Source organism: Desulfuromonas sp. AOP6, assembly GCF_009731355.2.
Taxonomy (GTDB): Bacteria; Desulfobacterota; Desulfuromonadia; order Desulfuromonadales; family SZUA-540; genus SZUA-540.
Genome location: NZ_AP022810.1, coordinates 1,342,899 through 1,365,765, shown reverse-complemented (window position 1 = coordinate 1,365,765; position 22,867 = coordinate 1,342,899). Strand labels below are relative to the sequence as shown.

Annotated in this window: 17 protein-coding genes; 1 reads left to right on the top strand and 16 read right to left on the bottom strand. The window is 55.5% G+C overall.

The window, feature by feature from the left end; all coding sequences use genetic code 11:
* Positions 1 to 4 precede the first annotated feature (4 nt).
* The 4 genes from prsT to AOP6_RS06380 form a co-directional block, all read right to left on the bottom strand.
* Positions 5 to 2,653, bottom strand: a complete 2,649-nt coding sequence (prsT, locus tag AOP6_RS06395) for an XrtA/PEP-CTERM system TPR-repeat protein PrsT (RefSeq protein WP_155875800.1) — start codon at positions 2,651 to 2,653, stop codon at positions 5 to 7.
* A 9-nt stretch (positions 2,654 to 2,662) separates the two neighbouring features.
* On the bottom strand, positions 2,663 to 3,124 hold the full coding sequence (locus AOP6_RS06390) for a DNA-binding response regulator (RefSeq protein WP_155875797.1): 462 nt from the start codon (positions 3,122 to 3,124) through the stop codon (positions 2,663 to 2,665).
* Between the two features lie 255 nt (positions 3,125 to 3,379).
* Positions 3,380 to 4,735, bottom strand: coding sequence for a sigma-54 dependent transcriptional regulator (locus AOP6_RS06385; protein WP_155875795.1), 1,356 nt, complete (start codon positions 4,733 to 4,735; stop codon positions 3,380 to 3,382).
* A 1-nt stretch (position 4,736) separates the two neighbouring features.
* Positions 4,737 to 5,756 (bottom strand): HAMP domain-containing sensor histidine kinase, encoded by a 1,020-nt coding sequence (locus tag AOP6_RS06380; protein ID WP_155875793.1) that lies wholly within the window; start codon positions 5,754 to 5,756, stop codon positions 4,737 to 4,739.
* A 269-nt stretch (positions 5,757 to 6,025) separates the two neighbouring features.
* Here AOP6_RS06380 and AOP6_RS06375 point away from each other — a divergent pair, with 269 nt between their 5' ends.
* Positions 6,026 to 6,706 (top strand): DUF4114 domain-containing protein, encoded by a 681-nt coding sequence (locus AOP6_RS06375; protein ID WP_155877667.1) that lies wholly within the window; start codon positions 6,026 to 6,028, stop codon positions 6,704 to 6,706.
* A gap of 71 nt (positions 6,707 to 6,777) precedes the next feature.
* On the opposite strand, the gene AOP6_RS06370 is transcribed toward AOP6_RS06375, so the two are convergent.
* The 12 genes from AOP6_RS06370 to mutS all read right to left on the bottom strand — a co-directional run bounded on the left by AOP6_RS06370 (position 6,778) and on the right by mutS (position 22,661).
* Positions 6,778 to 9,093 carry a GAF domain-containing protein gene (locus AOP6_RS06370; protein ID WP_155875791.1) on the bottom strand — a complete coding sequence of 772 codons (2,316 nt, stop codon included), beginning with the start codon at positions 9,091 to 9,093 and terminating at the stop codon, positions 6,778 to 6,780.
* Positions 9,094 to 9,256: 163 nt separating this feature from the next.
* Complete coding sequence (locus AOP6_RS06365; RefSeq protein ID WP_213194798.1) at positions 9,257 to 10,024, bottom strand: 16S rRNA (uracil(1498)-N(3))-methyltransferase; 768 nt, start codon at positions 10,022 to 10,024, stop codon at positions 9,257 to 9,259.
* The gene (locus tag AOP6_RS06360) at positions 10,005 to 10,421 is read right to left on the bottom strand and encodes a DNA polymerase III subunit chi (RefSeq protein ID WP_155875787.1); all 417 of its coding nucleotides are present in this window, start codon (positions 10,419 to 10,421) and stop codon (positions 10,005 to 10,007) included. The genes AOP6_RS06365 and AOP6_RS06360 overlap by 20 nt, the downstream gene beginning before the upstream one ends.
* A gap of 91 nt (positions 10,422 to 10,512) precedes the next feature.
* Positions 10,513 to 11,061 (bottom strand): 2-oxoacid:acceptor oxidoreductase family protein, encoded by a 549-nt coding sequence (locus tag AOP6_RS06355; protein WP_155875785.1) that lies wholly within the window; start codon positions 11,059 to 11,061, stop codon positions 10,513 to 10,515.
* Between the two features lie 48 nt (positions 11,062 to 11,109).
* On the bottom strand, positions 11,110 to 11,850 hold the full coding sequence (locus tag AOP6_RS06350; protein ID WP_155877666.1) for a thiamine pyrophosphate-dependent enzyme: 741 nt from the start codon (positions 11,848 to 11,850) through the stop codon (positions 11,110 to 11,112).
* 11 nt (positions 11,851 to 11,861) lie between these two features.
* The gene (locus AOP6_RS06345; protein ID WP_155875782.1) at positions 11,862 to 12,929 is read right to left on the bottom strand and encodes a 3-methyl-2-oxobutanoate dehydrogenase subunit VorB; all 1,068 of its coding nucleotides are present in this window, start codon (positions 12,927 to 12,929) and stop codon (positions 11,862 to 11,864) included.
* Between the two features lie 73 nt (positions 12,930 to 13,002).
* A complete protein-coding gene (locus AOP6_RS06340) occupies positions 13,003 to 13,245 on the bottom strand; it encodes a ferredoxin family protein (protein WP_155875780.1) in 243 nt (80 codons plus the stop codon).
* 170 nt (positions 13,246 to 13,415) lie between these two features.
* Positions 13,416 to 14,630: a cofactor-independent phosphoglycerate mutase gene (locus AOP6_RS06335; RefSeq protein WP_155875778.1), complete on the bottom strand. Its 1,215-nt coding sequence runs from the start codon at positions 14,628 to 14,630 to the stop codon at positions 13,416 to 13,418.
* A 54-nt stretch (positions 14,631 to 14,684) separates the two neighbouring features.
* Complete coding sequence (gene xerD / locus AOP6_RS06330; protein WP_155875775.1) at positions 14,685 to 15,572, bottom strand: site-specific tyrosine recombinase XerD; 888 nt, start codon at positions 15,570 to 15,572, stop codon at positions 14,685 to 14,687.
* Positions 15,573 to 15,602: 30 nt separating this feature from the next.
* Positions 15,603 to 18,311 carry a [protein-PII] uridylyltransferase gene (gene glnD, locus AOP6_RS06325; RefSeq protein ID WP_155875773.1) on the bottom strand — a complete coding sequence of 903 codons (2,709 nt, stop codon included), beginning with the start codon at positions 18,309 to 18,311 and terminating at the stop codon, positions 15,603 to 15,605.
* Between the two features lie 11 nt (positions 18,312 to 18,322).
* On the bottom strand, positions 18,323 to 20,041 hold the full coding sequence (locus AOP6_RS06320) for an N-acetylmuramoyl-L-alanine amidase (RefSeq protein WP_155875771.1): 1,719 nt from the start codon (positions 20,039 to 20,041) through the stop codon (positions 18,323 to 18,325).
* A 1-nt stretch (position 20,042) separates the two neighbouring features.
* On the bottom strand, positions 20,043 to 22,661 hold the full coding sequence (mutS, locus tag AOP6_RS06315) for a DNA mismatch repair protein MutS (protein ID WP_155875768.1): 2,619 nt from the start codon (positions 22,659 to 22,661) through the stop codon (positions 20,043 to 20,045).
* Between the last annotated feature and the right edge of the window lie 206 nt (positions 22,662 to 22,867).

The following is a 22,867-nucleotide window of genomic DNA, read 5'->3' as shown; positions in this document are numbered from 1 at the left end:
TCCATCAACCTGCAAGTCGTTTCAGCAATTCATCCGTCTTGTCCGCTTCGGGGAAGGAGCCCAATTCTTTAGCTTTTCTGAGTATTGCCACCGCTTGCCCGGTTTTGCCGGCGGCGCTGTAGGCCAACCCCAGGTGATAGCAGACTGTCGGATTCTCAGGTAACAAGGCGGCGGCTTTTTCCAAATGCAGGATCGCTTCCTCGAAACGGCTGTTTTTGATGAGGACGTAACCGAGCGTATCGAGAATGCCAGGATCTTCCGGAGCATTACGAAACGCCTTGAGCGCCAATTCAAGAGCTTCAGCCTTGTCGGCGTAATTGTCAGCATAAAGATAAGCAAGATTATTCAGGGCCGGCGTATAGCCCGGCTCTTCACGCAGAACCTGCCGGTAATGGTCGAGGGCCGCCCCTTTGTTTCCCTGCCGATCCGCCAGAGCGCCTAGAGCAAAACGGGCCGGAAAAAAATGGGGCGTTTTATCGAGAATGCCCTGGTAGGTCTTCATGGCTTGGTCATAGTCTTGCTTCTTTTCAAAGATCTGAGCGATCCTGACCTGTACTTGGGGAGAGGAGGCGGCCTCCCCAGGAATGCGCTGCAAAGTCTGCAAAGCCTTTTCCGAGTGAAGACCGTGTTCGTGGACACTGGCCAGAAGCAGATACCCGTAGGCGGATTGGGGCTGGGCATAAATCACTTTTTCGGCGAGCCGGATTGCATCTTCCGTTTTTCCATAATGCATCAAAACCTGGACCAGAATGGGATATCCTCGGCCCGGGGCCAGTTCTTCGATCCGCGACAACAGTTCCCTTGCTTCATCCACGCGACCTGACTTAAGCAGGAGACGGCTTTTGAGCTCAAGAAGTCCTGAATGATCGGCAAACTCTTCCTGAGCCTGATCAAGGACGGCCAATGCCTCCGACTGAGCTCCTTTTTTAAGGTGGTAATTCGCGAGTCCGACAGCACCTTCGACCGTTCCCGTGTCTTTGGCCCGGCGGTAAGACTCGAGTGCGGCCACCTCATTCCCTTGCAGCTCCCTGATCATGCCGCTGGCCAAATGAGCGTTAACCTGTTTTGGTTCCAGCGAGAGAACAGCGCTCAGTTCGGCCAAAGCCTCATCGTACTTTTCCTGTGAGAGATAGAGATTCGCCAGATTGAAGTACGGGGTGAAATACAGGGGAGAAGCCTCTTTGGCGGCCTTGAGCCTGCTGATCGCGTCGGGAATCTTTTTCTGGGCCAGCAGCACCCCGGCCTGGTAATTGTAAATCAGGGCGTCCTGCGGAGCCCCCTTCACACCTTCGTCCAGAACCTCCAAGGCTTTCTGATAGTTCTGCTGCCGGATGTAATGATTGGCAAGAATCAGACGAGTATCAAGGACGTCGGGGGCGATACGGACGGCCTTGACCATTTCCTCTTCAGCCTGCGCCATCTCGCCCCGGGAAAGGTTGAACAACCCTTTTTTCAGGTGAACATCGGCCAGCTTCGGGTCCAGCGTGATGGCCCGGTTGAATTCAGCCATGGCCTTGTCGTACTGCCCCAGGGCCATATGGGCACTGCCCAGAATGTTCCAGGCCAACCCATTTTCCGGATATTTGGCCAGCGCGATCTGAACCTGGCTGATGGCATCTTCCAGGCGCTTCTGCTTCAGCAGGGTCATCGCTACCATGCAACGGGCCTGTACCGAATCAGGGTTAAAATCCAGAACTTTGTGGAATTGATTCAGAGCCAGCTCGTACTGTTCCAGTTGAAGGAAAGCAAGTCCGAGAAAATAATAGGCGAGAGGGTCACTGCCCTTTTTGATGGACAGTTGCAATTCGCGGGAGGCCTGTTCGCTCTGGCCCTGTAGATAGCTAGCCATCCCTTTAAGCAACAGCCCCTTTTCGTTGGCAGGAAAAACTTCGATCAGGCGGGCGGCCACTTCTTCGCCCAGGGTGAAACGCCCGGCATCCAGATCATAAAGCCCTATTTTGAACAGAGCGTCTGCATCTTCAGGGTCAATGAGGCTCCAGTCCTGATAGATTTCACGGCTACGCGCGGAATTTCCCAGGGCAGCTTCCAGATCGGCCAGCATGTAATAGGCGGCGCGAACGTGAACTTTCCGCTCGACCAGCAGGGAAAGGAGGTCACGCGCCTTATCGTCTTTCTGCTGCCTGATGAGAACCTGAGCCAAGAGCAATTTGGCGCTGATGTTTTTATCGTCCAGGGCAACCGCTTCACGCAGCGCTTTTTCAGCCGCATCCCATTCCTTCTTCTGGTAACGGGCCTGTCCAATGATCTCCAGGGTTTCGGTATCCGCCTCATTACCCTGAAGATAAACCGCCATCAGGCGGAGGGCTTCATCGGGATTTTTGGTGCGAACATGCCATTGGGCCAATTTGTGTTGCAGGCCGGGAAATGACGGGTTCTGAAGACGCACTTTTTCAAACTCGTTGAAAGCTCTCTCGTATTTGCCTGTTTCAAGGTAAGCGTTGCCCAACTGGAATCGGGCCTCAAAATAATTGGGGTCCTTCTCCAGGGCGTTTTTGAATAGAACGACGGCGCCACGGTAGTTCCCCTGAGCACTCAGGCTGAGGCCTTCCTGGTAAAGACTTTCTTTGGTCTGTCTGTTACATGCCACCAGCAGGCAGCACATCACGAGCAGGCCTGTCAACGCTTTCTTCAAATCACCCTCCTAGCTGCCAGAGCCCTGACAGGGCAACATACGAGATATGGTATCCCTGAAATTACCGAAATCGAGGGGCTTGGTGAGGCAGATAACCTGTTGGAGGCCCTTGATGCGAGCCAGCAGATCTGAACTGATATAGTCGGAGAGAATGATGGTCTTGAGCCGCTGGTAGTTCGGCAGCTCCGACAGGATTTCGGACCCGTAGGGGTAACTCAGGATGACCAGGCCGTGTTGATCCGGATTGCAGCGATGCTTGAAGTCCTGGCACTGGGGAAGATAATCTGTTGAATAGCCATACATTTCGAGCAGAGCGCAACAAACCCGCCCAAAGCCCTCTTCATCAACAATCATGATTTTTTTTCCGTCCACAGAAGCCCCCATCAGCAAGGTTCCATCCCTGTCCGAGGTGTATCCATCATCCGAAAACAGGTGGCAGAGCCGCCCGCTTAGATTTACAGCAAACACCATGCCGCCACATAAGCCTTTGTTTTAACGTATGTTTTTATCGACAAGTAGACATAGAGGCGCCGAGTGCGCCCTGAGGGGACAAAGAGTCTCCGCTCCCTGTGTCGAATCGAAACAACTCGCCTAACTTGCTGTTTTTACGTTACTCATGTGTTTCGAAAGGATACAGCCAGGCGGTGGAATGGGCTCAAAAGCCGGAGGGAAGATAAGATGAACTGATGAAGAATTTTGGAAGGATCACTCTACAGGAACCGGGATTCAGCCGAGAATCCGGTAATCGTGAAGGCGTTTATACAGGGCTTTACGGGAAAGGCCCAACATTTTAGAGGCCTTTGATTTGTTGCCACCACAGGCGTCGAGAGCCTCGACAATAGCCTGGGCCTCCATCTCTTTGATCGTTTTGCCGGGTTCGCCTTTTTCGGCAGAAGGGTGAAGGGCAAAAAGATCATCCGGCAATTCACGCACAGAAATTTCCCGCCCCCGTGCCAGCACGACAGCACGCTCCAGGACATTACGAAGTTGGCGGATATTTCCTGGCCAGCTGTAATCCTGGAACACTTCGAGAACACGGGCGGAAAGAGTGAGCAACTTGTTCTCCCGTCGACAGAACTCTTTGACGAATTCGGCAGCCAGAAGAGGGATGTCCGACCTTCGCTGACGAAGGGAAGGGACTCTCAGTTGAACAACATTGATGCGGTAGAAAAGATCTTCACGAAACTGTCCTTTTTTGACTTCCGCTTCGAGGTTGCGGTTGGTGGAGGAGATCAAGCGGAAATCGACGGAAACTCTCTTATTGCTGCCGAGCATGTCCACTTCCTTTTCCTGCAGGACGCGCAGAAGTTTGGCCTGTATGGACAGATCGAGTTCGCCGATTTCATCAAGGAACAGAGTTCCCCCGGAAGCCTGTTCAACGCGACCGATGCGTCGAGTGGCCGCCCCGGTAAAGGCGCCTTTTTCATGACCGAAAAGTTCGGATTCGATCAGATCCTTGGGAATGGCCGCACAGTTAACGGCGACAAAAGGTTTTGCCCCCCTAATCCCTTCAAAATGAAGGGCTCGGGCCACCAGTTCCTTGCCTGTCCCGGTTTCGCCGGTGATCAGAACACTGCTTTCCGAATCCTTGATCGATTCGATGGTTTCGAAAATCCGCCGGATTTCGGGGTGCCGCCCGATAATCCGGTATTTCCGGTTTTCTTCACCAAGTTTTTCGCGCAGCAGCTGGAGTTCGCGCTTGAGTTGGCGCTGATCCACGGCACGGGACAGGATACCCTTGAGATCAGCATAATTGGGGGGTTTTACGAAATAATAGAAGGCCCCTTTGGTCATGGCACTGACAGCGGACTCGACGTCGCCGTAGGCCGTGAGAAAGATGACAGGAATATCCGGGTAGTGTTCGGCAATATGGTCTTGGAGTTCTATGCCATCTTCCTCGGGCATTCTGACATCGCTGATGACCACATCCACGTCCTGGGAGCCCAAAACCTTGCGCGCGTCGCGGGCGCTTTCCGCCTCCACCACCCCATATCCGGCCTCACCAAGAATGGCGGAAAGGACCCTGCGGGCATTAGCCTCGTCGTCGACCACCAAAATATGTCCACTAACCTCATTGGTCATCTTAGCAGTCTCCGGTTTCACTGGGAAAACCCATTTTAACGGAGGTGCCTCTTGGAGTAAGTCGCTCGATATGAAGAAAGCCGCCGTGACACTCCATCGCTTCGCGTGTCAGAAACAGGCCAAAGCCCTTGCCTGACTTACTGGCAGTGCATATCTGGGGCTGAGAAAGGGAGCTGATAATGTCATCGGGCATGCCGGGGCCATCATCAACAACCTCTACCACGGCAAAATTTTCCCCATTTTTGCTTTCAAGTCGAGTCTCCACGGAGACATGGCCACCATTTTTAAGAATAGAGATCGCGTTATTGATGACATTGAGAATCGCGTGCTCGACCTGAAAAGGATTCAGCCGCAGGGATCCGACGTTTCCGTAGCGGAAGGAAAGCGACACGGGGAGAGACATGATTTGTAGCGAGGTGTAGGTTTCGATCTTTTTCAGGATCCGATTGAGCTCAACCTGGCGTTTCTCCAGGTCATCGAAGGTGGTGCTGAGAAAACCGCTGATAAACTTCTCAAGGCGCAGAATCTCTTCTTCCATGATTTCGGTAAATTCGACCAGGTTCTTTTCATTTCCGTATTTGTCTTTGAGATAGACTACCGCTCCCTTGATGGCGTTGAGAGGGTTGCGCACGCCATGAGATAGGGTCGAGGCTGTTTTACCCAGATCGATCAGATGCTGACATTCAACGCTCTGATGAAAATACGGACATTCATGGTGCAGGTGAAGGGATATGGTCACGCCGGCGACCCCTCCTTCGGCATCCAGGAGAGGGTCGAGTTGAGCATCCATCGGCAGCGTTGTATGGGGGCAACTGAAAGGAAAGGCCTGGAGGGTAAGACTTTCACCGGTAGCAAGAACCCGGGATACCGCATCATCGCCATCCACAAGGAGTCGAGGAATGTGATGATAATAAAATAGGCCAGCACCTGGACGTACCCGATCCGCAGATTCTGTGCCCTGCAGGATCCGGCTGGAAAGGATGCGGAGATCGGGGCCAACCACATATTGGTAGAGAGCCATAGTCTATCTCGCCAGGGGAGTGTCGCCATTTTTCCCCCAAAAATGTTGCCGAGGAAACCTCGAAAAAAATTCTATCATTAATATTAAAAGCTTCAAGCCTGATCCGGCCACCGGCACCCAGGACCTGTCGAGAATCTTTACACCCAGTAAAATCCAGCCTTTTATCCTTATAGTTTCGGACACTTACCCATTGGCAAGCAATTTGCTTTGGTCTAAAACATCTAAAAATATTTGGCGTAGAGTAGCCCCCAAGCCCTCAGGAGGAATAAATGAAAAAACAACTGCTCACTCTGTTGCTCGTCCTTCTTTTCCCCGCTGGCGCCCTGGCTCTGAGTTTCAGCAATCAGGTCCTGACCGCCAACGGGATCGACTACTACGATACGGGAGCGGAAACCGTTGTCCTGACCGATACGGACGGCACAGCGGATAGCTCAACGGCCTTTTTGCGCATAGAAGATGCCGGCTGGGCTTCAAGCAATATATTTGGCATCTATGAGTATCAGGTGAACACCGAAGGAATAATCAGTGTTCTGGACAAACTGATTGTTTTTACCGGTTCTGACAGCCCCACAACGGCTACCACGCTGGCTTTCGACCTGGGGGCGGGAACGGTTACAAACACGACTTCCAATGAAACGGCTTCTATCGACGGAACCTTTGGTCTTTTCCTCACTGCCAACAACATCACTTACTATTCCCAGTCACTGCTCAATGAAGACGGCCGCGACCACTTTCTCATTTTTGACACCGCCCCTGGGGCGGGAGACCTATTTGGAGCCACCCTCTACGCGGCCATGGAAGATATGTGGAACAATGGCGATGCCGACTACAACGATATGATCGTCGGCATGACGGATGTCGCGCCGGCTCCCGTCCCCGAGCCGGGCACTCTGCTTCTTCTGGGTGCAGGCCTGGTGGGGCTGGGCCTCTATCGCCGGGTAAGACGCTAACCGGAAAGGGTCAGACAGCAGAAAAAAGGCAGTGCATCCTGGCACTGCCTTTTTTCTGCTGAAAACATAACTCAGGATGAGCCGACCAGGGCTTCGAGAGCTTCGACTATCCTTGGATCATAACGGGTACCGGATTGCCTTCTGATCTCATCCAAAGCTTCGGCCTCCGACACAGCCTTGCGATAAGCCCGATTTTCCGTCAATGCGCAGAACGAATCGGCAACGGCGAGCACTCGCGACAACAAGGGGATATTCCGCCCTTCCAACTGGTCCGGATAGCCGGAACCGTCAAAATATTCGTGATGATGAAGGATAATCTGACGGATTGCCGGATCCGGCTCGAGCTCTTCGATCAGGTTGACAGCCGTATAGGGATGTCCCTTGACTGTGGTTTTTTCCAGGGGAGAGAGGGGAACTGTCTTGTCGAGGACGTCCTTGTCGATCAGGGCCAGCCCCAGGTCAAAGATCCGGGCGACGTAAAGAGCCAGGGCGCATTCCTCCTCGCTGGCCACAAGCTTCTCCATCAGCCTCTGGACCAGTCGAGGCAGTCGACTGCCTTTTTTGTCGTAATGGCGTTCAGCCTGAAGCAGGGTGTCCAAAGAACCAAGGATACGCAACTGGTCTTCTTCCGTGGCGTTTTCGGCATGAAGCCGGGCTATCAGGCGGGATATGCGGGCAGCCATGAGGGAAGCGACTTTCAGATCGGACAGTTCAAAACTGTGGCCTGATTTTTTGTTACTTAAATTAAGAACACCCAGAATCTGATCATCCATCTTCAGGGGGACGGAGAGAAGGGATTTGGAGCTGTACTGATTATCGATATTCTTCCTTTTGAAGCGCGGGTCCGACTCGATGTCTCCGATCAGTAAAGGCTCCCCTTCACTGGCCACCCAACCCGCAATCTGCTCGCCCAGTTTGATCCGTGTCTTTTTGATGATCTCATCATCCAGCCCGAGGGCGCTGGAGATAATCAGATCACCAGTCAAGGCGTCGTTGAGCATTAAGGAACCGGTATTGACGCCCAGCAGTTCGGCGGCAAACTCAAGGACGAGGTCGAGGCTGTTGGCAATGGTCGCTGACGCCTTCTGGGACGATCCTCGTGGGATCTCAAGAATCATCTCGAAGAAACCGTCGACATTATTCCCCTTCATACTCCAGCCATGAATCTCCGCTGCTTTCAAGGCAAGATACAGCTTGGTGTACTCTTCGGCTTTCTCGGCGAAATAAAAATTCTTGGCGTGAAAAAAGTTGCGGACAATGTAATCGGGAAGAGGATTGGTGGTCTGGATGACGAGTTGCACGACATCGTTTTCATGGACCGCGATGCGAATTGTGCTGCCCATATGGAGATGGGAAACGATCCCTTCAAACAGATTGATGAACATCTGGCTGACGAGAATTTTGTCGCCGACAATCTCGGGGATATTCTGATCCAGTACCAGATCGAATTTCAGGCTGCGTCTGCCGAAGACTGCCTGCAGCGTGCGGGAGTTGAAAGTTTCCCGAATAATATCCTGCAGGCTGATGACCGATTTTTTAAGCACCCGACTTTCATCCTGCAGGCGGAGAAAATCAAGTTGTTTTTCGACAAAAGAGATCAGCTTGGATGTTTCGCTGTGAATGATCTCATAGAATTCGCTTCTTTGGGCAGCTTCGAGGTGCGGAGCGCTTTTCAGTAGATAGACCGCTCCTGTGATCGAGTTCAGCGGGGTGCGCAGTTCGTGGGACATGCGGGTGAGAAATTCGGTACGGGAGACATCGGCGTTGATAAGCTTGCGGTTGACATCTTCGAGCTCAACGGCCTTGCTTTTGTACTGATTGACAAGAAAAGCGTTTTTCAGGGCGATTGAGGCATGGCCGGCCAGTATCCTGACCAGCGCAAATTCGGTCTCGTCAAAGGGGGTGCCATCCCTTTTATCGTTGACGTTGAGAACCCCGAGTATGCCACCCTTGCCCATAATGGGACAGGAGATAAAGGACCGGGTTCGATAACGGTCTCGCGGAATCCCGGAAAACCTTTCATCTGCCCCAATGTCGGCAACCAGAACCGGCTCTCCCTGTTGGGCGACGAACCCGGCTATTCCTTCGCCGAATTTGACCCGATATTCGTGGGCGAGGGTTTCGTCGATCCCTCGGGAACAGAGGATGTAGAGCTCCTGATGACTGTTGGCCATCATCAGCGAGCTCTTCTCGGCCTGCAGATGGTCCATGACCAGGTCCAGGATGAGATGGCCGATGGTATTGATGTTGTCCGTAACCAGGATGGCGCTGGAAATTTCTTTGAGAATCGACAGTTTTCTGTCACACAGAAGCTTATCGTCCACGCAGGAGAAATCCTCTCTGGCTAGGCCAAATCCGTGGGGCATGTCATCGGGCAGGGTTCGCATCGAGAGTATTCCTTCCTGTCATGGAAAGGACGGAAACACCTTTGAGCGATATAGAGCAAGATACATACCATGGATCAATCCTTTGGGATATCTCCGTTTTGCCAGATTACTTGAAGGACTGTAAAAATTCTCGACATATTTCGGCCCCGGCGTCTTCAGTCCCTCAGCGATAGTCCCCTACGGCATATTGCACCAAAGCCGCCCCCAGAATGGCGGCCGTTTCAGTACGCAGAATACGCGGCCCGATGGAAACAGGAAGAAAACCGAACTCACGAACCTCCGCCACCTCTTCCGGAATAAACCCTCCTTCGGGCCCGACCAGAAGTGAAATGCTCGCCGGCCGACTCTCGCTCAGAATTTCCTGAAGACTCCAGGGCGCCTCCCCTTCATAAAGCAGCAGTTTGAGTTCGGCCTGCCGCGCGTAATAGGTTGCCTGGTCCCAGGACAGGACGGAAAAGAGTTCAGGCAGGCGTGCCCGTCGACACTGCTTGGCCGCACGGAGGACAACCTCGGGCCAGCGATGGGACTTTCTCTGCCCGGCATCCCTCTCGGGCAGGGTGATAGAGCGGGCACTGGTATAGGGGACGATGCGGGAAACACCAATCTCGGTCAATTTCTGCAGAACGAGCTCGAACCGCTCCTTTTCAGGCAAGGCCTGATAGACCTCAATATCGACAGGACTTTCCATGGCGCGGGGCATCTGTTGAAAGGGAATGACGGTGGCCTTTTCTCCCTCAACAGAAACAAGACGGGCCCGGTAAAAGGTCTGCTGGGGATCGACGACGGTGATGATTTCCCCCGGTCGCGCCTGCCAGGCCTCAAGGGCTGTCACGACAGAGCCGGCCAGAGGAAGAGGCTGCTCAAGGGCAGGCACCTCATCAAGATAAAACAGGCTGTCCGAACCGCCCCCGTTAACGCATTCGTGGTGCAAATCCAGCCTCCCTGAACAGGCGAAAACGCTCCCTTGAGGCCTCGCGCAGGTGGTCATCGTACACTTCCGCAAAATCGATAACGTGCTCGAATTGTCGGACAAAGTCCATGCCGCAGGGTTTTCCCATGATCAGCACCTGGGCACCGTTGGGGTTGCGCTCGCATTGCCCGATCACCACCGGTTCGTCGAGACAATCCACCGCGCCATTGTCATAGGCATGGGGAATAAAGGAACCCTTTTTCCAGGTCCACATGAAGCGGTCCAGTGTGACTCCCTGGTTTTCATCGACCACCGTGATCAGGACCCTGTACCCCTGGTCAAAAAAGGCTTCGGCCAGTTCGCAGAGATGTTTGGCTTTTTCAGGTTTTCTGAGCTGGACAAACTCGACTGCGGGCATGGCGCCAACCTCCTGCTCCTGAACGCACAAAGCCGGGATATACCCGGCCTGGCACGAAAAAGGTCATGTATTGCGAAGAAATAATACCTGCTTAACGGTGGGCGTCAACATAGGCTGCTCCGGCGTCAATGGCCTGGACATTCATGGGGATGAAACGATGATTGCGCTCAGGCAGCACGGACTTCAGGGCTTCTTTGAGGCTGTCCAGGGATACAACTCCCATTTTCCGCGCATAGGCACCGACCATAACCATGTTGACCAGACGTTGATCGCCAACCTCGACGGCTATCTCGTTGGCGGGAATGCGAAGGATGTCGAGATCACTGCGGGCACCCCCCCCCTCTTCGACCAGGGAGGAATTGATCAGACAGAAGCCGCCCGGGGCGACTTTGTGAAAATATTTTTCCATGGCCAATGGATTGAAGACCAGCAGCGAGGCGGGATGACCGATAACCGGGGAGCCGACCTCCTCGTCGGAAACCACAACGGTGCAGGTGGCGGCGCCGCCGCGTTTCTCGACCCCATAGGCAGGAAAAAAACAGACATTTTTCTCTTCGATCATGCCGGCATAAGCGAGCAGATTGCCGACCAGGAGAATTCCCTGCCCTCCAAAGCCGGCCATAAACACATCGTATGTCATAAATAACCCTGAAAATAGGCGTCCGTCCGCTACGGGCGGACAGGATAATTAGCGGTCAGATTCCTTGAAAACAGCCAGAGGGAAATAAGGGATCATCTCGGCCCCCACCCTCTCGTTCGCCTTGAGGGCATCCATCCCCCAGTTGGTGGGACAGGCGGAAAGCACTTCCACAAAGGAAAAGCCGCGGTTCTCCACCTGATAGCCGAAAGCCTTCTTGATGGCCCGGCCGGCTTCCAGGATGTTCTTGGGCGAGTTGACCGACACCCGCACCGAATAGGCTGTTCCTTCCAGGTTGGCGAGCAGTTCGGCCATGCGAATCGGATAGCCGTCGCTGCCGACGTCACGTCCATAAGGCGAGGTGACGGTCTTCTGACCGGGCAGGGTCGTGGGAGCCATCTGGCCGCCGGTCATGCCGTAGGTCGTGTTGTTGACGAAAATGACCGTCAGGCCTTCACCACGGTTAGCCGCGTGAATGATCTCGCTGGTGCCGATAGCGGCCAGGTCGCCGTCCCCCTGATAGGTGAAGACAATCTTGTCCTTGTGAACCCGTTTGACGCCGGTCGCCACGGCCGGAGCGCGCCCGTGGGGCGCTTCGACCACGTCGATATCGAAGTACCCATACAAAAAGACGCTGCAGCCGACAGACGCCACCCCGATAGTGCGATTCTGCACATCGAAATGATCCATGGCTTCGGCCACCAGGCGATGGATGGTGCCATGATGACAGCCAGGACAGAAATGGGTCTGCACATCCTTGAGCGAAACAGGGCGATCAAAAACCTTTTTCAGTGCGGTGGTCATTATTTTCCCTCGTAGTATTTGCGAATCTGCGCGAGCAACTCTTCCGGCGTCGGCAGCGATCCCGCCCCGGGCGGACGGCCGTAGAAGAAGACATCGGCATCGCGGGCCACGGACAGCCGCACATCCTCGACCATCTGCCCGGCGTTGAGTTCGACACAGAGCACGCGCTTGCTGGTGGAGGTCGCCTGCAAAAAGGCCTTTTCAGGGAAGGGAAACAGGGTGATGGGCCGCAGCAGGCCGACCTTGAGCCCTTCGGCCCGGGCCATGCGGATGGCCGTCTTGGCAATGCGTGCGGCGGAGCCGAAGGCGGTGACGAGCAGCTGGGCGTCCTCGCACTCGAAACTTTCGTAGCGCACCTCGTGCTGCTTGAGCAGATCATAGCGCTTGTGCAGGCGCCAGTTATGGGCTTCGAGTTCCCCGTCGCCGAGATAGAGCGACTTGACGATGGTCTGCTTGCCGCGATTGCCCTTGCCGGCGACAGCCCAGTCCTTGGCGGGCAGGTCGGCAGGCTGGTAACGATGGGGGATCAGAGCTTCTTTCATCTGGCCGATCACCGAATCACCCAGCAGCATGGCCGGAATGCGATAACGGTCGGACAGGTCGAAGGCCAGCATGCTGAGGTCGTACATCTCCTGTACCGAATCGGGTGCCAGGACGATGATATGATAGCCACCGTGCCCACCCCCCTTGACCGCCTGAAAATAGTCGGCCTGCGAGGCATCAATGCCGCCAAGACCGGGTCCGGAGCGACAAATGTTGACGATGAGGCCGGGAAGCTCGCTACCGGCCATGTAGGAGATTCCTTCCTGCTTGAGAGAAATCCCCGGGCTCGAAGAGGAGGTCATGGCACGGGCGCCGCAGGCGCTGGCGCCCAGGAGCATGTTGATGGAAGCGACCTCGCTTTCGGCCTGGATGAACTCGCCACCCAGTTTAGGCAGCTCACGGGACATATATTCAGGGATGTCGCTCTGGGGCGTGATGGGATAGCCGAAATAGTAGCGGCAGCCAGCTTCCAGAGCACCCATGGCGACTGCCTCGTTTCCTTTGACAAAAAGCCGGTTAGACAAAATCTGTTCCTCCAGAATAGGCTGGTCCCGGGACAATGCCTGTCAGGACACACGAGCCTTCTTAAAAGTCATTCTAAGCTTTGTGGGCAGGACCATCCGTTTTTACTTGCCGGTAGATGGTGATGGCGACATCGGGACACATCTGCGCACACAAGGCGCAGGAGGTGCAGGCTTCCAAGGCTTCGGGAGTCATGACAGCCGGTTGAAAACCCATCTTGTTCAACTTTTCACTCAGGGTAATGAGCCCCCTGGCGCAGGCGATGGTGCAGAGGCCGCAGCCTTTGCAGCGCGATTCATCTATAACGACTTTGGGCACGATACCATTCCTTCTATACGTTTATAAAGGGGGCGAACTTACCAAAAGCCCACTTCTTCCGTCAATCGAAAATTGACCCGCAAACACCGGGTACTCTGAAGATAACACCTTGATACCACATTTATTTACAGAATATACAACCAGGATTAATAGCCGACAGTTCCTCTGATTCAGAATTTCCGCTCCAGAATAAGATGATCCATGAGCTTGTGTCCCTGGCGAACGACCAGACCGCTGCCCTTGGCGGCTTTTTCACTGTACCCTTCAGCCTGACTGGAGGCGGGACAATCGCCCCGGGACGAATAGAGAATAAAAGGGACGGCATCGGCCGTGTGGGTCATTCTGGCCACGGGCGTGGGATGGTCGGGCAGCACGAGGACACGGAAGTCGCCCAGGGCCGGTAATCCGTCGAGGACGCGGCCGACAATCTCGCGGTCAAAGTCCTCGATAGCCTGAATCTTGTCCTTGAGATTGCCCGCATGAGCCGCTTCATCGGGAGCTTCCACGTGCAGATAGACGAAGTCGCGCGTCTTGAGGGCATCCAGAGCGTATTCGGCTTTTCCCCGGTAATTGGTATCGATATAACCGGTGGCGCCGGGCACGTTGATGATATCAAGCCCGGCATAGAGGCCGATCCCCTTGATGAGATCCACCGCCGAGATAACGGCGCCGTTGATGCCGTACTTTTCCGCCATGGTCGGCAAAGAGGGAGCTCGGCCATGTCCCCACAGCCAGATGGAGTTGGCCAGGTCCTGGCCGTTGAGGCCCCGTTGCCGGTTTACCGGGTGGTTTTTGAGCAGGAGCTGGGCCGCATTCATCAGATAAATGAGTTTGTCGGCACCTTCCCCTTCGGGCAGGTAGTTTTCAATGCTCTGGCCGCTGATATCATGGGGCGGCGTGAATTTCAGTTTATCCTTGCCGCCGCGCCACACCATGAGGTGCCGGTAAGAGACACCGGGATAGAATTGAAACTCCTCGTCGCCCAGCTCTTCCTGCAGGGTGCTGATCAGTTCGGAGGCCTCAGGCGTGGTGACATGGCCGGCGGAAAAATCACTCATGTAGATGCGGCCGGCATGAGGAGTCAGGGTAACCAGGTTACAACGGAAGGAGACATCCTTCGGACCCAACTCGACGCCCATGCTGGCAGCTTCCAGAGGCGAACGGCCACTGTAGCAGCGGGACGGGTCGTAACCGAACACGGAAAGATTAGCGACATCGCTGCCGGGGTGGAATCCCGGCGGAATCGTCTCTACCATGCCGAGTTGGCCAGCCCTGGCCAGGGCATCCATTCGGGGGGTCTGGGCATGTTCCAGCGGGGTTTTACCGCCGAGCTCCTCCAGGGGCTCGTCGGCCATACCGTCGCCGAGCAATACGACGTACTTCATGGTCTCCTCTCAATCATTTTTATGGATAAACAGGGAAAAGCTCCACAGCGAGGTTCATCCCCGGGGATGGAACTGTTCGTGGATCTTTTTGATACGCTCCCTCGTGACATGGGTATAGATCTGGGTAGTTGAAATGTCGGCATGACCAAGCATGGTCTGAACCGAGCGCAGATCCGCTCCATTTTCCAGCAGATGGGTGGCAAAAGAATGTCTGAGCGTGTGAGGCATGATATTTTTGGTAATTCCCGCCTCCCGCGCACGGCGCTTTATAATCTTCCAGAAGCCCTGACGTGTCAACCCCTTCCCGAACCGGTTGAGGAAAACAAAGGGGCTTTTTTCGTCCTTGTCCAGAAAGGGGCGCCCCAGGCTGAGATAGCGTCGCAGTTCAGCGATGGCGGTTTCTCCCAGGGGGACAATGCGCTGTTTGCTGCGCTTGCCGAGCGTCATCAGATAACCCACTTGCAGCTGGAGATCGGCCAGGGTCAAGCCGACCAGCTCAGACACCCGCAGACCGGTGGCGTAGAGGATTTCAAGCATGGCCCTATCGCGCAGGGCCAGTGGTTCTTCCCCAAGGGGCGCCGCCAGTAGTCTTTCAACTTCGCGGGGGCTGAGGGTGTGGGGAAGAGACTGCAAGCTGCGGGGAGCTTCCACCTGGGATGTCGGGTTAAGGCTGGCCAGACCTTCGGACAGCAAAAACTTATGGAACATGCGGACCGAAACCAGGCCGCGGGCCCGACTGCGCGCAGAAAGCCCTTCTTCCTTAAGACGGGCCAGAAACCGCAGAACCATAGGCGGCGACACGCCGTCTGCCTCGCGGACCCCTTCCCTTTCGAGAAAATCGACATAGCGGGCCAGGTCCCGGCCGTAGGCCTCCAGCGTGTTGGCGGCCAGACCACGTTCTACCGACAGGTAACTGAGAAAAAGATCGACGCTTTGTTCCATGGATTCACTGCCTGCCCGTTGCCAGGCGCCTCATTGTCGAGCCGTTTCCGGCGGATACTCACCGTCAAGACTTAGAAGAAGTTTTTCCCGGATTTCGGCGACCTTGTCTTCCTGCAGAATTTTCTGGCTGAAGATATCCTGCACGTAAAAGGTGTCTCCGGCCTGATCGACCTTGGTGGAAATCTTGGCGACGCCGATATACAATCCCAGTTCTTTCAGAGTCTTGGTGATATCATACAGCAGACCGACCTTATCATGGGTATAGATGTCGATGACCGTGTATTCCTGCGCGGCCTGGTTATCAATTTCTACCCGGGTCGGAATGCGGGGGCGGGCTTTTTCCGTCAAAAAGCTGGGACGCTGCATCTTGCTCACCAGGGTATCGACCTTCACCCGCCCTTCGAGCACCGCCGCCAGATCTTCCTCCACATGACGCCATTTGGCTTCATCGGCGATGATTGTGCCTGCCGAACTGCGCACCTGCAGAACGTCGAGGACGATACCGTTGCTGCGGGTGTTGATCTGGGCGCCGAGAATGTTGATGTTATTGGCGGCCATAACTCCGGTAATCTTGGAAAAAAGGCCGGGAACGTCGAGGGTGGCGATTGTCACCTGACTGTGTTCCTGCTCGGGAACATGCTCCACCTGCATGGCCAGCGCTCTGTCCCGACGGCTGAAGGAGAGGCGCAGATGCGCCGCGATGTCCGCGGAGCGGTAAGACAGCAGATAGCGGGTACTCATGGTTTTCAGAGCATCTCTTATGGCCTTGGGGTCATAGTCGTCCTGGAGCAGGGCCAGTATTTTGCGTTTGCGGTTACGCACCTTTTCCGAGCGTTTTTCCAGCTGAAAGTCCCCTCTTTCCAAAACCATGTACGCTTTTTCGTAGAGCTCCTGCAGCAGAAATCCCTTCCATTCGGACCAGACATCCGGGCCGACGGCCTTGATATCGGCAAAGGTCAACAGGTAGAGCATGCGCAGATTTTCGCTCATCCCCATGCTGCGGGCGAAGTCGACGATAAGACGGTCGTCGTGTAAATCCCGGCGCTGGGAAATGTGAGCCATTTTCAAATGGTTGCGCACCAGGAATTCAAGACGGCGGCTGTCCTCGCGGTTCAGCCCCAGGCGCCGGGCAATGGTCGGGATCATATCGGCGCCCTTGTTGCAGTGATCTTTCCCTTCCCCTTTGCCAATGTCGTGAAAGAGCACGGCCAGCAGCAGAAGCTCTCGCTTCTCTATTTCGTTGGCCACCTGGGTGAGAACCGGTTTCTTCTCCCGGTACACCCCCTGCCAGACCTTGGTCACCTCTTCGACGGCAAAAAGCGTATGGATATCAACTGTATAGATGTGATAGGCATCGTGCTGAACCTTGCAGTAGATGCGACCGAACTCGGGAATAAAGCGGTTGAGAAACTGCAGGTGGTGCATATCCCGCAGCGTTTCCGCCACCCCCTTGGGACTGCGGAGTATTTCCAGAAACATCTCATTAATGGCACGGGAACGCCGCACCTTGTCGTTGAGCCGGCGCAGGTTGTCGCGGATCATCCCCTTGAGGGAGATGTTGAGAGGAACACCATGCCGTTGCGACAGCAAAAAAGCCTTCATCATGGCGGCAGGGTCACGCTCGAAAAGGCTATCATCGCTCAGCCGCAATTCGCCGCGCAGAATATAGAAGCCCTCATCGACCACACGGCGGGTCAGATAGCCCAGGATGCGGGAACCGGGATCATCCTGTTGCGTCGCCTTGGCGATAAGGGAGGAGGCGATGTGCTCAATGCGGGTGGCATGAGAATAATAGTCCTGCATGAACTGCTCGACGGCCAGCCCCTGCCGACTGTCACGATACCCGAAGAACTGGGCCAGTTTTTCCTGTTTGTCGAACTGCATCTGCTCGTTTTTACGGCTGGAGAGGTAATGCAGGTGATTACGCAGGCGCCACAGATAGTCGAGGGCGGCTTCATACTCCTCCCCTTCCCGCTCGGTCAGAACGCCCTTGATGATGAGCTCCCGCAGATTGCGGGCCTTGAACTTGACACGCGCGATCCACAGGGAGGCATGGAGATCCCGCAGGCCTCCCTCCCCCTCCTTGACATTCGGCTCCAGGAGATAAACGGAAGAACCATACTTTTTAAGCCTGCGGTCGTTCTCTTCCAGCTTCTGCCGGATGAATTCTCCCGTATTGCGGGCGACAACGACGGCAAGCACCTTTCGCGTGTAATCCTGGTAAAGATCCTCGTCCCCGACGATGTAGCGAGAGTCAAGCAAGGCCGTGCGGGCGGTGATATCCTTGTCAGCCATCTGCAGGCAGTCGGCATCGGTCCGAACGCTGTAACCGACGTCCAGGCCCAGATCCCAGAGCAGATAGAGCATTCTTTCGGAAATCTTTTCGGCAAAATCCTTGTCTTTGCCCGTGTAAAAGAACATCAGGTCAATATCCGAGCGGGGGTTGAGCTCGGCTCGACCATAGCCACCCAAGGCCACCAGGGTGCAGGCTCCGAATTGGCTCTCCGGGACGTCCGCTGAGACACTGCGATAAAGATTGCGAATGAGGGTGTCGATCATGGAGGTCAGACTCCCGACCACCGAGGTGCCGGAAGCTCCCGCGTAGTGCTTGGCCTGAATCCTGGCTTGATGATAATCGAGATAGCGACGGGACGCCTCCAGAAGAAGAGTCCGCCTCTTTTCATAGGGGATGGAGGAGTTGGTCAGCAGTTCAGGAGTAAAAAAATGCTCTGTTTTCACGGGACGCCCTGTCAGTTCGAGGCCATAATTTTAAGGGAACGGGTATAGTTGAGCACACCCTGGGAGATGGCGGCCACGGCGCGATCCCGGTATTTGTCACTGAGAAGGCGGGTCTCTTCCATCTTGTTGCTGATAAAGGCGGTCTCCACCAGAACGGAGGGCATGGTGGCCCCCAACAGAACATAAAATGGCCCCTGTCTGACGCCAAGATCCTTGACTTTGCTGTAGTTTTTGGAGAGCACGTTCACAAGGGAATTCTGGATCTCCGCAGCCAGGCGACTCGATTCATTGATTTTGGCATTGGCCATCAGGTCGAAAAGGATCAGTTCCAGATCTCCGACCTCTTTCAATGAGGTGCCATTTTCCCGGGCAGCCAGAGCAGCTGCTTTATCGTTTTTGGAAAAGTTAAGATAGTACGTCTCGATGCCATACGCCTGTCGACTGGGACTGGCATTGGCGTGCAGAGAGATGAACAGATCGGCGCCCACCTTGTTCGCAAAAGCCGTTCGTTCTTCGAGGGGTATGAAAATATCCCGGTCGCGGGTCAAAAGCACTTCGACGCCGAGATCGTTTTCGAGGCGGGCTTTGAGAGCCTTGGCCAGCTTAAGGACAATATCTTTTTCAAGAACGCCGGAGGGACCGATGGCCCCAGGGTCCTTGCCGCCATGTCCTGGATCAATTACGATGCGCCGCATCGCATGGCCGGAGGAGGCCTGGGGAATATGAAGCTGAAGAGGCTTGTCCTCTGGTGTCCGCTCAAGGATGCCGGCGATGCCGTCCTGGGCAGAAGACGGCAGCGCGGAGACCACCGGCTTGGTGGCCGTGATTTCGGTCTGGCGGTCGGCCTCGACATCGATCACGATCCGGAAAGGATCGTCCAGGGAGAAAACCTTGTAATCTTTAAGGCTGGTGAGATCGAGAACGACACGAACCGTGCCCTGGGCAGGGACACCGGTACGGATCTGCCGCAGCAGGCCGTCATTGACGTTCAGGGTGTCGCCAAGAGCCAGCGAGGGACTGGCGCCCAGAATATCAATATAGATGCGCGGCGACGTCTGCTTTTTGGGGTCGCCGCGCAACTGGTTGACCACGTAATTGGCCGATGCCTCCAGATCGATGACGATTCGGGTCGTATCGGGGCTGGACCAGAAGCGGATGCCTGTCAATTGGCGGAGGCCATCTTCTGACGGCGGTGGCGCGGCCGCGGGTGCCTGTGGGGTACTTGTCGCATAGCGAGCCAGTTCCCTGACCCTGGGACGGGCTTTGTCAACCATATCGCCCTGGGGATAACGCTCGATGAGCCGGGCGAACCGAAGATAGGCTTGAGCGCTTTCCGCCAGCACCTCGGCCAGAATACTTCCGGACAGATACAGACCATCGTCGGCGAGGGAGCTTTCAGGGTAGAGGGTCGCCAGATCATCGTAAAAGGCGACGGCCTCCCTGGCATCGGCGGCCACCAGGGATACACGATAGAGTCCCTCCGTGGTCTTGCCGGCCATGTAGAGACTGTCGGCGGCGCGGGAATGACGCGGGTATTTCTCTTTAACCGCCACAAACTGATCACGGACCCGAACCCAGCTATCACGATAAAGCTGTTTCTGGCGGGAATCGAGCAGCTTCTGATAGTTGGCTTTGGCTTGGTGGTAGTCGTTTTCAGCGTCCTGGGCCAGAGCGGGATGAACGGTCAACAGGCAGAAGCAGACTATAAGAATTTTTCGGAAAAGGACCATGTCACACCACCTTCTGTTTCAAGTCGGCCAGAATATTCAAAGCTTCCAGCGGCGTCAGCGTGGAGATATCGAGACCCTCCAGGCACTGGCGGATTTCGTCTGTGCCTGGGCTGAACAGAGACAGCTGATCGGGGCTGTTTTTTTGGCGAGCACCCTGCTTTCCCCGGGCCAGGCGGGGGACGCCCTCCTGTTCGAATTCTCCCGACTCAAGGTTTTTAAGGACCTCTCTGGCGCGAGAGATAACAGCTGCCGGCAGGCCGGCGAGCCGGGCGACCTGAATGCCGTAGGAGTGACTGGCGCCGCCGGCGACGATCTTGCGCAAAAAGATGATCTGGTCATTCCATTCCCGCACGGCAATATTGTAGTTTCTCACCCGCTCCCGGGTCAGGGCCAGATCGGTCAGTTCATGATAATGGGTGGCAAAAAGCGTGCGGGCGGCCACCTGAGGGTTGTCATGCAGGTATTCGGCCACGGCCCAGGCGATGCTGACACCATCGAAGGTGGAGGTGCCCCGACCGATTTCATCGAGGATAATCAGGCTGCGGCGGCTGGCATGGTTGAGAATATTGGCTGTCTCCGTCATTTCGACCATGAAGGTCGATTGCCCACGCGCCAGATTGTCGCTGGCGCCAACCCGGGTGAAGATACGATCGGCCACCCCGATGCGGGCGGAACTGGCCGGCACCAGGCTGCCCATCTGGGCCAGCAGGGTGATCAGAGCGACCTGGCGCATGAAGGTTGACTTGCCGGCCATGTTGGGGCCAGTGATAATGAGCAACTGGTTGTCGTCACCATGCATCTCGACGTCATTGGGGACGAAGCCCTCGTTGAGATTCATGGCCTCGATAACGGGATGACGCCCTTCGATGATCGTCAGCTCCAGGCTCTCCTCGATCTGGGGGACCACATAGCGGCGGTCGTGGGCCAGATCGGCGAGTGAGCAGAGAACATCCAGGGTCGCCAGGGCATCCGCTGTCTGCTGGATGCGACGCCCCTGTGAAGCGACCTGCTGGCGGACCTGCTGGAAAAGATCGTATTCCAGCTCCACAATCCTGTCCTCGGCGCCAAGGACTTTGTCCTCATATTCCTTCAGAGCCGGCGTGATGTAGCGCTCGGCGTTAGCCAGGGTCTGTTTGCGCTGATAGTCCTCGGGCACCCGGCTGACCTGCCCTTTGGAGACCTCGATATAGTAGCCGAAGACCTTGTTGAAACGCACCTTGAGGGTGGAGATACCCGTGCGCTCTTTCTCTTCCGCCTCCAGACGAGCGATCCAGCCCTTGCCTTCTTTGCTGATACGGCGCAATTCATCCAGGGGTTCGTTAAATCCATCCCGAATGAGGCCGCCTTCGCGCAACACAAAAGGTGGATCCTCGGCAATGGCGCGGCCGATGACCTCTCTGACATCGTCCAGAGGGTCCATGTTTTTGCGAAGATCCTGCAGAAACGAACTCTCCAGCCCGGTCAATCCGTCGATCAGGACGGGCAAGCGGGCCAGAGAGACGGAAAGCGCCACCAGATCCTTGGCATTGGCGTTGCCCATGGCTATCTTGCCGTTCAGGCGTTCCAGGTCATAAACACCATCAAGCGCCACCCGAAAATCGTGACGCTGCAGACTCTGTTCAACGAGTTCGGCCACCGCCTGCTGCCGTCGACGAATCCGCTCCACATCCACCAGGGGATGATGAATCCATTGACGCAACAGCCTGCCCCCCATGGCCGTCATCGTGCGATCGAGGACGCCGAGAAGGGAGCCCTTTTTGCCGCCCTGCAGAGTGGCGGTAAGCTCTAGGTTGCGACGGGTGGTGTCATCGAGAACCATATAGTCGCGGGTATGATAGGTGGACAGGGCCCGAATATGATCAAGCGCCCCCCTTTGAGTCTCTTCCAGATAAGTGAGAATGGCGCCGGCGGCCCTGATGGCACCGGGCAGATCGGCACAGCCGAAGGAGTCAAGGGATCCGCTGGCAAAGAACTGCAGAATGAGCCCCTCGGCTCGATCTCCGGCCAGAGTCCACTCAGGCAGGACATTGACCATGCGGTCCTGCAGGGAGGCGGCCAGCAAATGGCGGAGCCCTTCTCCGGCGGTTCCTTCGGGCAGCAGCACTTCACGCGGATTGACGGAAGCAAGCTCGCTGCGCACACTTTCAAGGGAGTCGACTTCCGTGACCCGGAACTCTCCCGTCGTGATGTCGATAATACCGATTCCCCAGCGATCATCCTCTTCGGACACCAGCGCCATCAGGTAGTTGTTTTCCTTCGGCTGCAGGGTGTCGGTGTCAACAATCAATCCCGGCGTGACCACCCGCACGACTTCACGCTTGACAATACCCTTGGCTGCGCGCGGATCTTCCACCTGTTCGCAGACCGCGACTTTGTAGCCGTTCTCCACCAGACGGGCGATGTAGGGCTGGCTGCTATGATAGGGAATGCCACACAGAGGCACCTCTTCGGCTGCCCCTTTGTTACGGGAGGTCAGGGTGATGTCCAGAACGCGGGATGCCGTAACGGCATCTTCCATGAACATTTCGTAAAAGTCACCCAGACGAAAAAAAAGGATGGCGTCGGGATACTGGGATTTGATCTCCAGATACTGGCGCATCATGGGAGTATTACTGGACATGAACGACAAAAACCTCAAGTAGGATAGAATGATCTGGAAATGTAAAGCCACTTGGGCCGGCGGTAGGACATCTCGGAAAGCGCCGGACAAAACGGGAGTTATGTTAACAAACCCCTCTTTTCATGTAAATAGCAATCCCGTTGAATCTCCGGGACAAAACCGCAAAAACCTTGACCTCTGCCAGTCCCAGTGATAGATAAACCGGC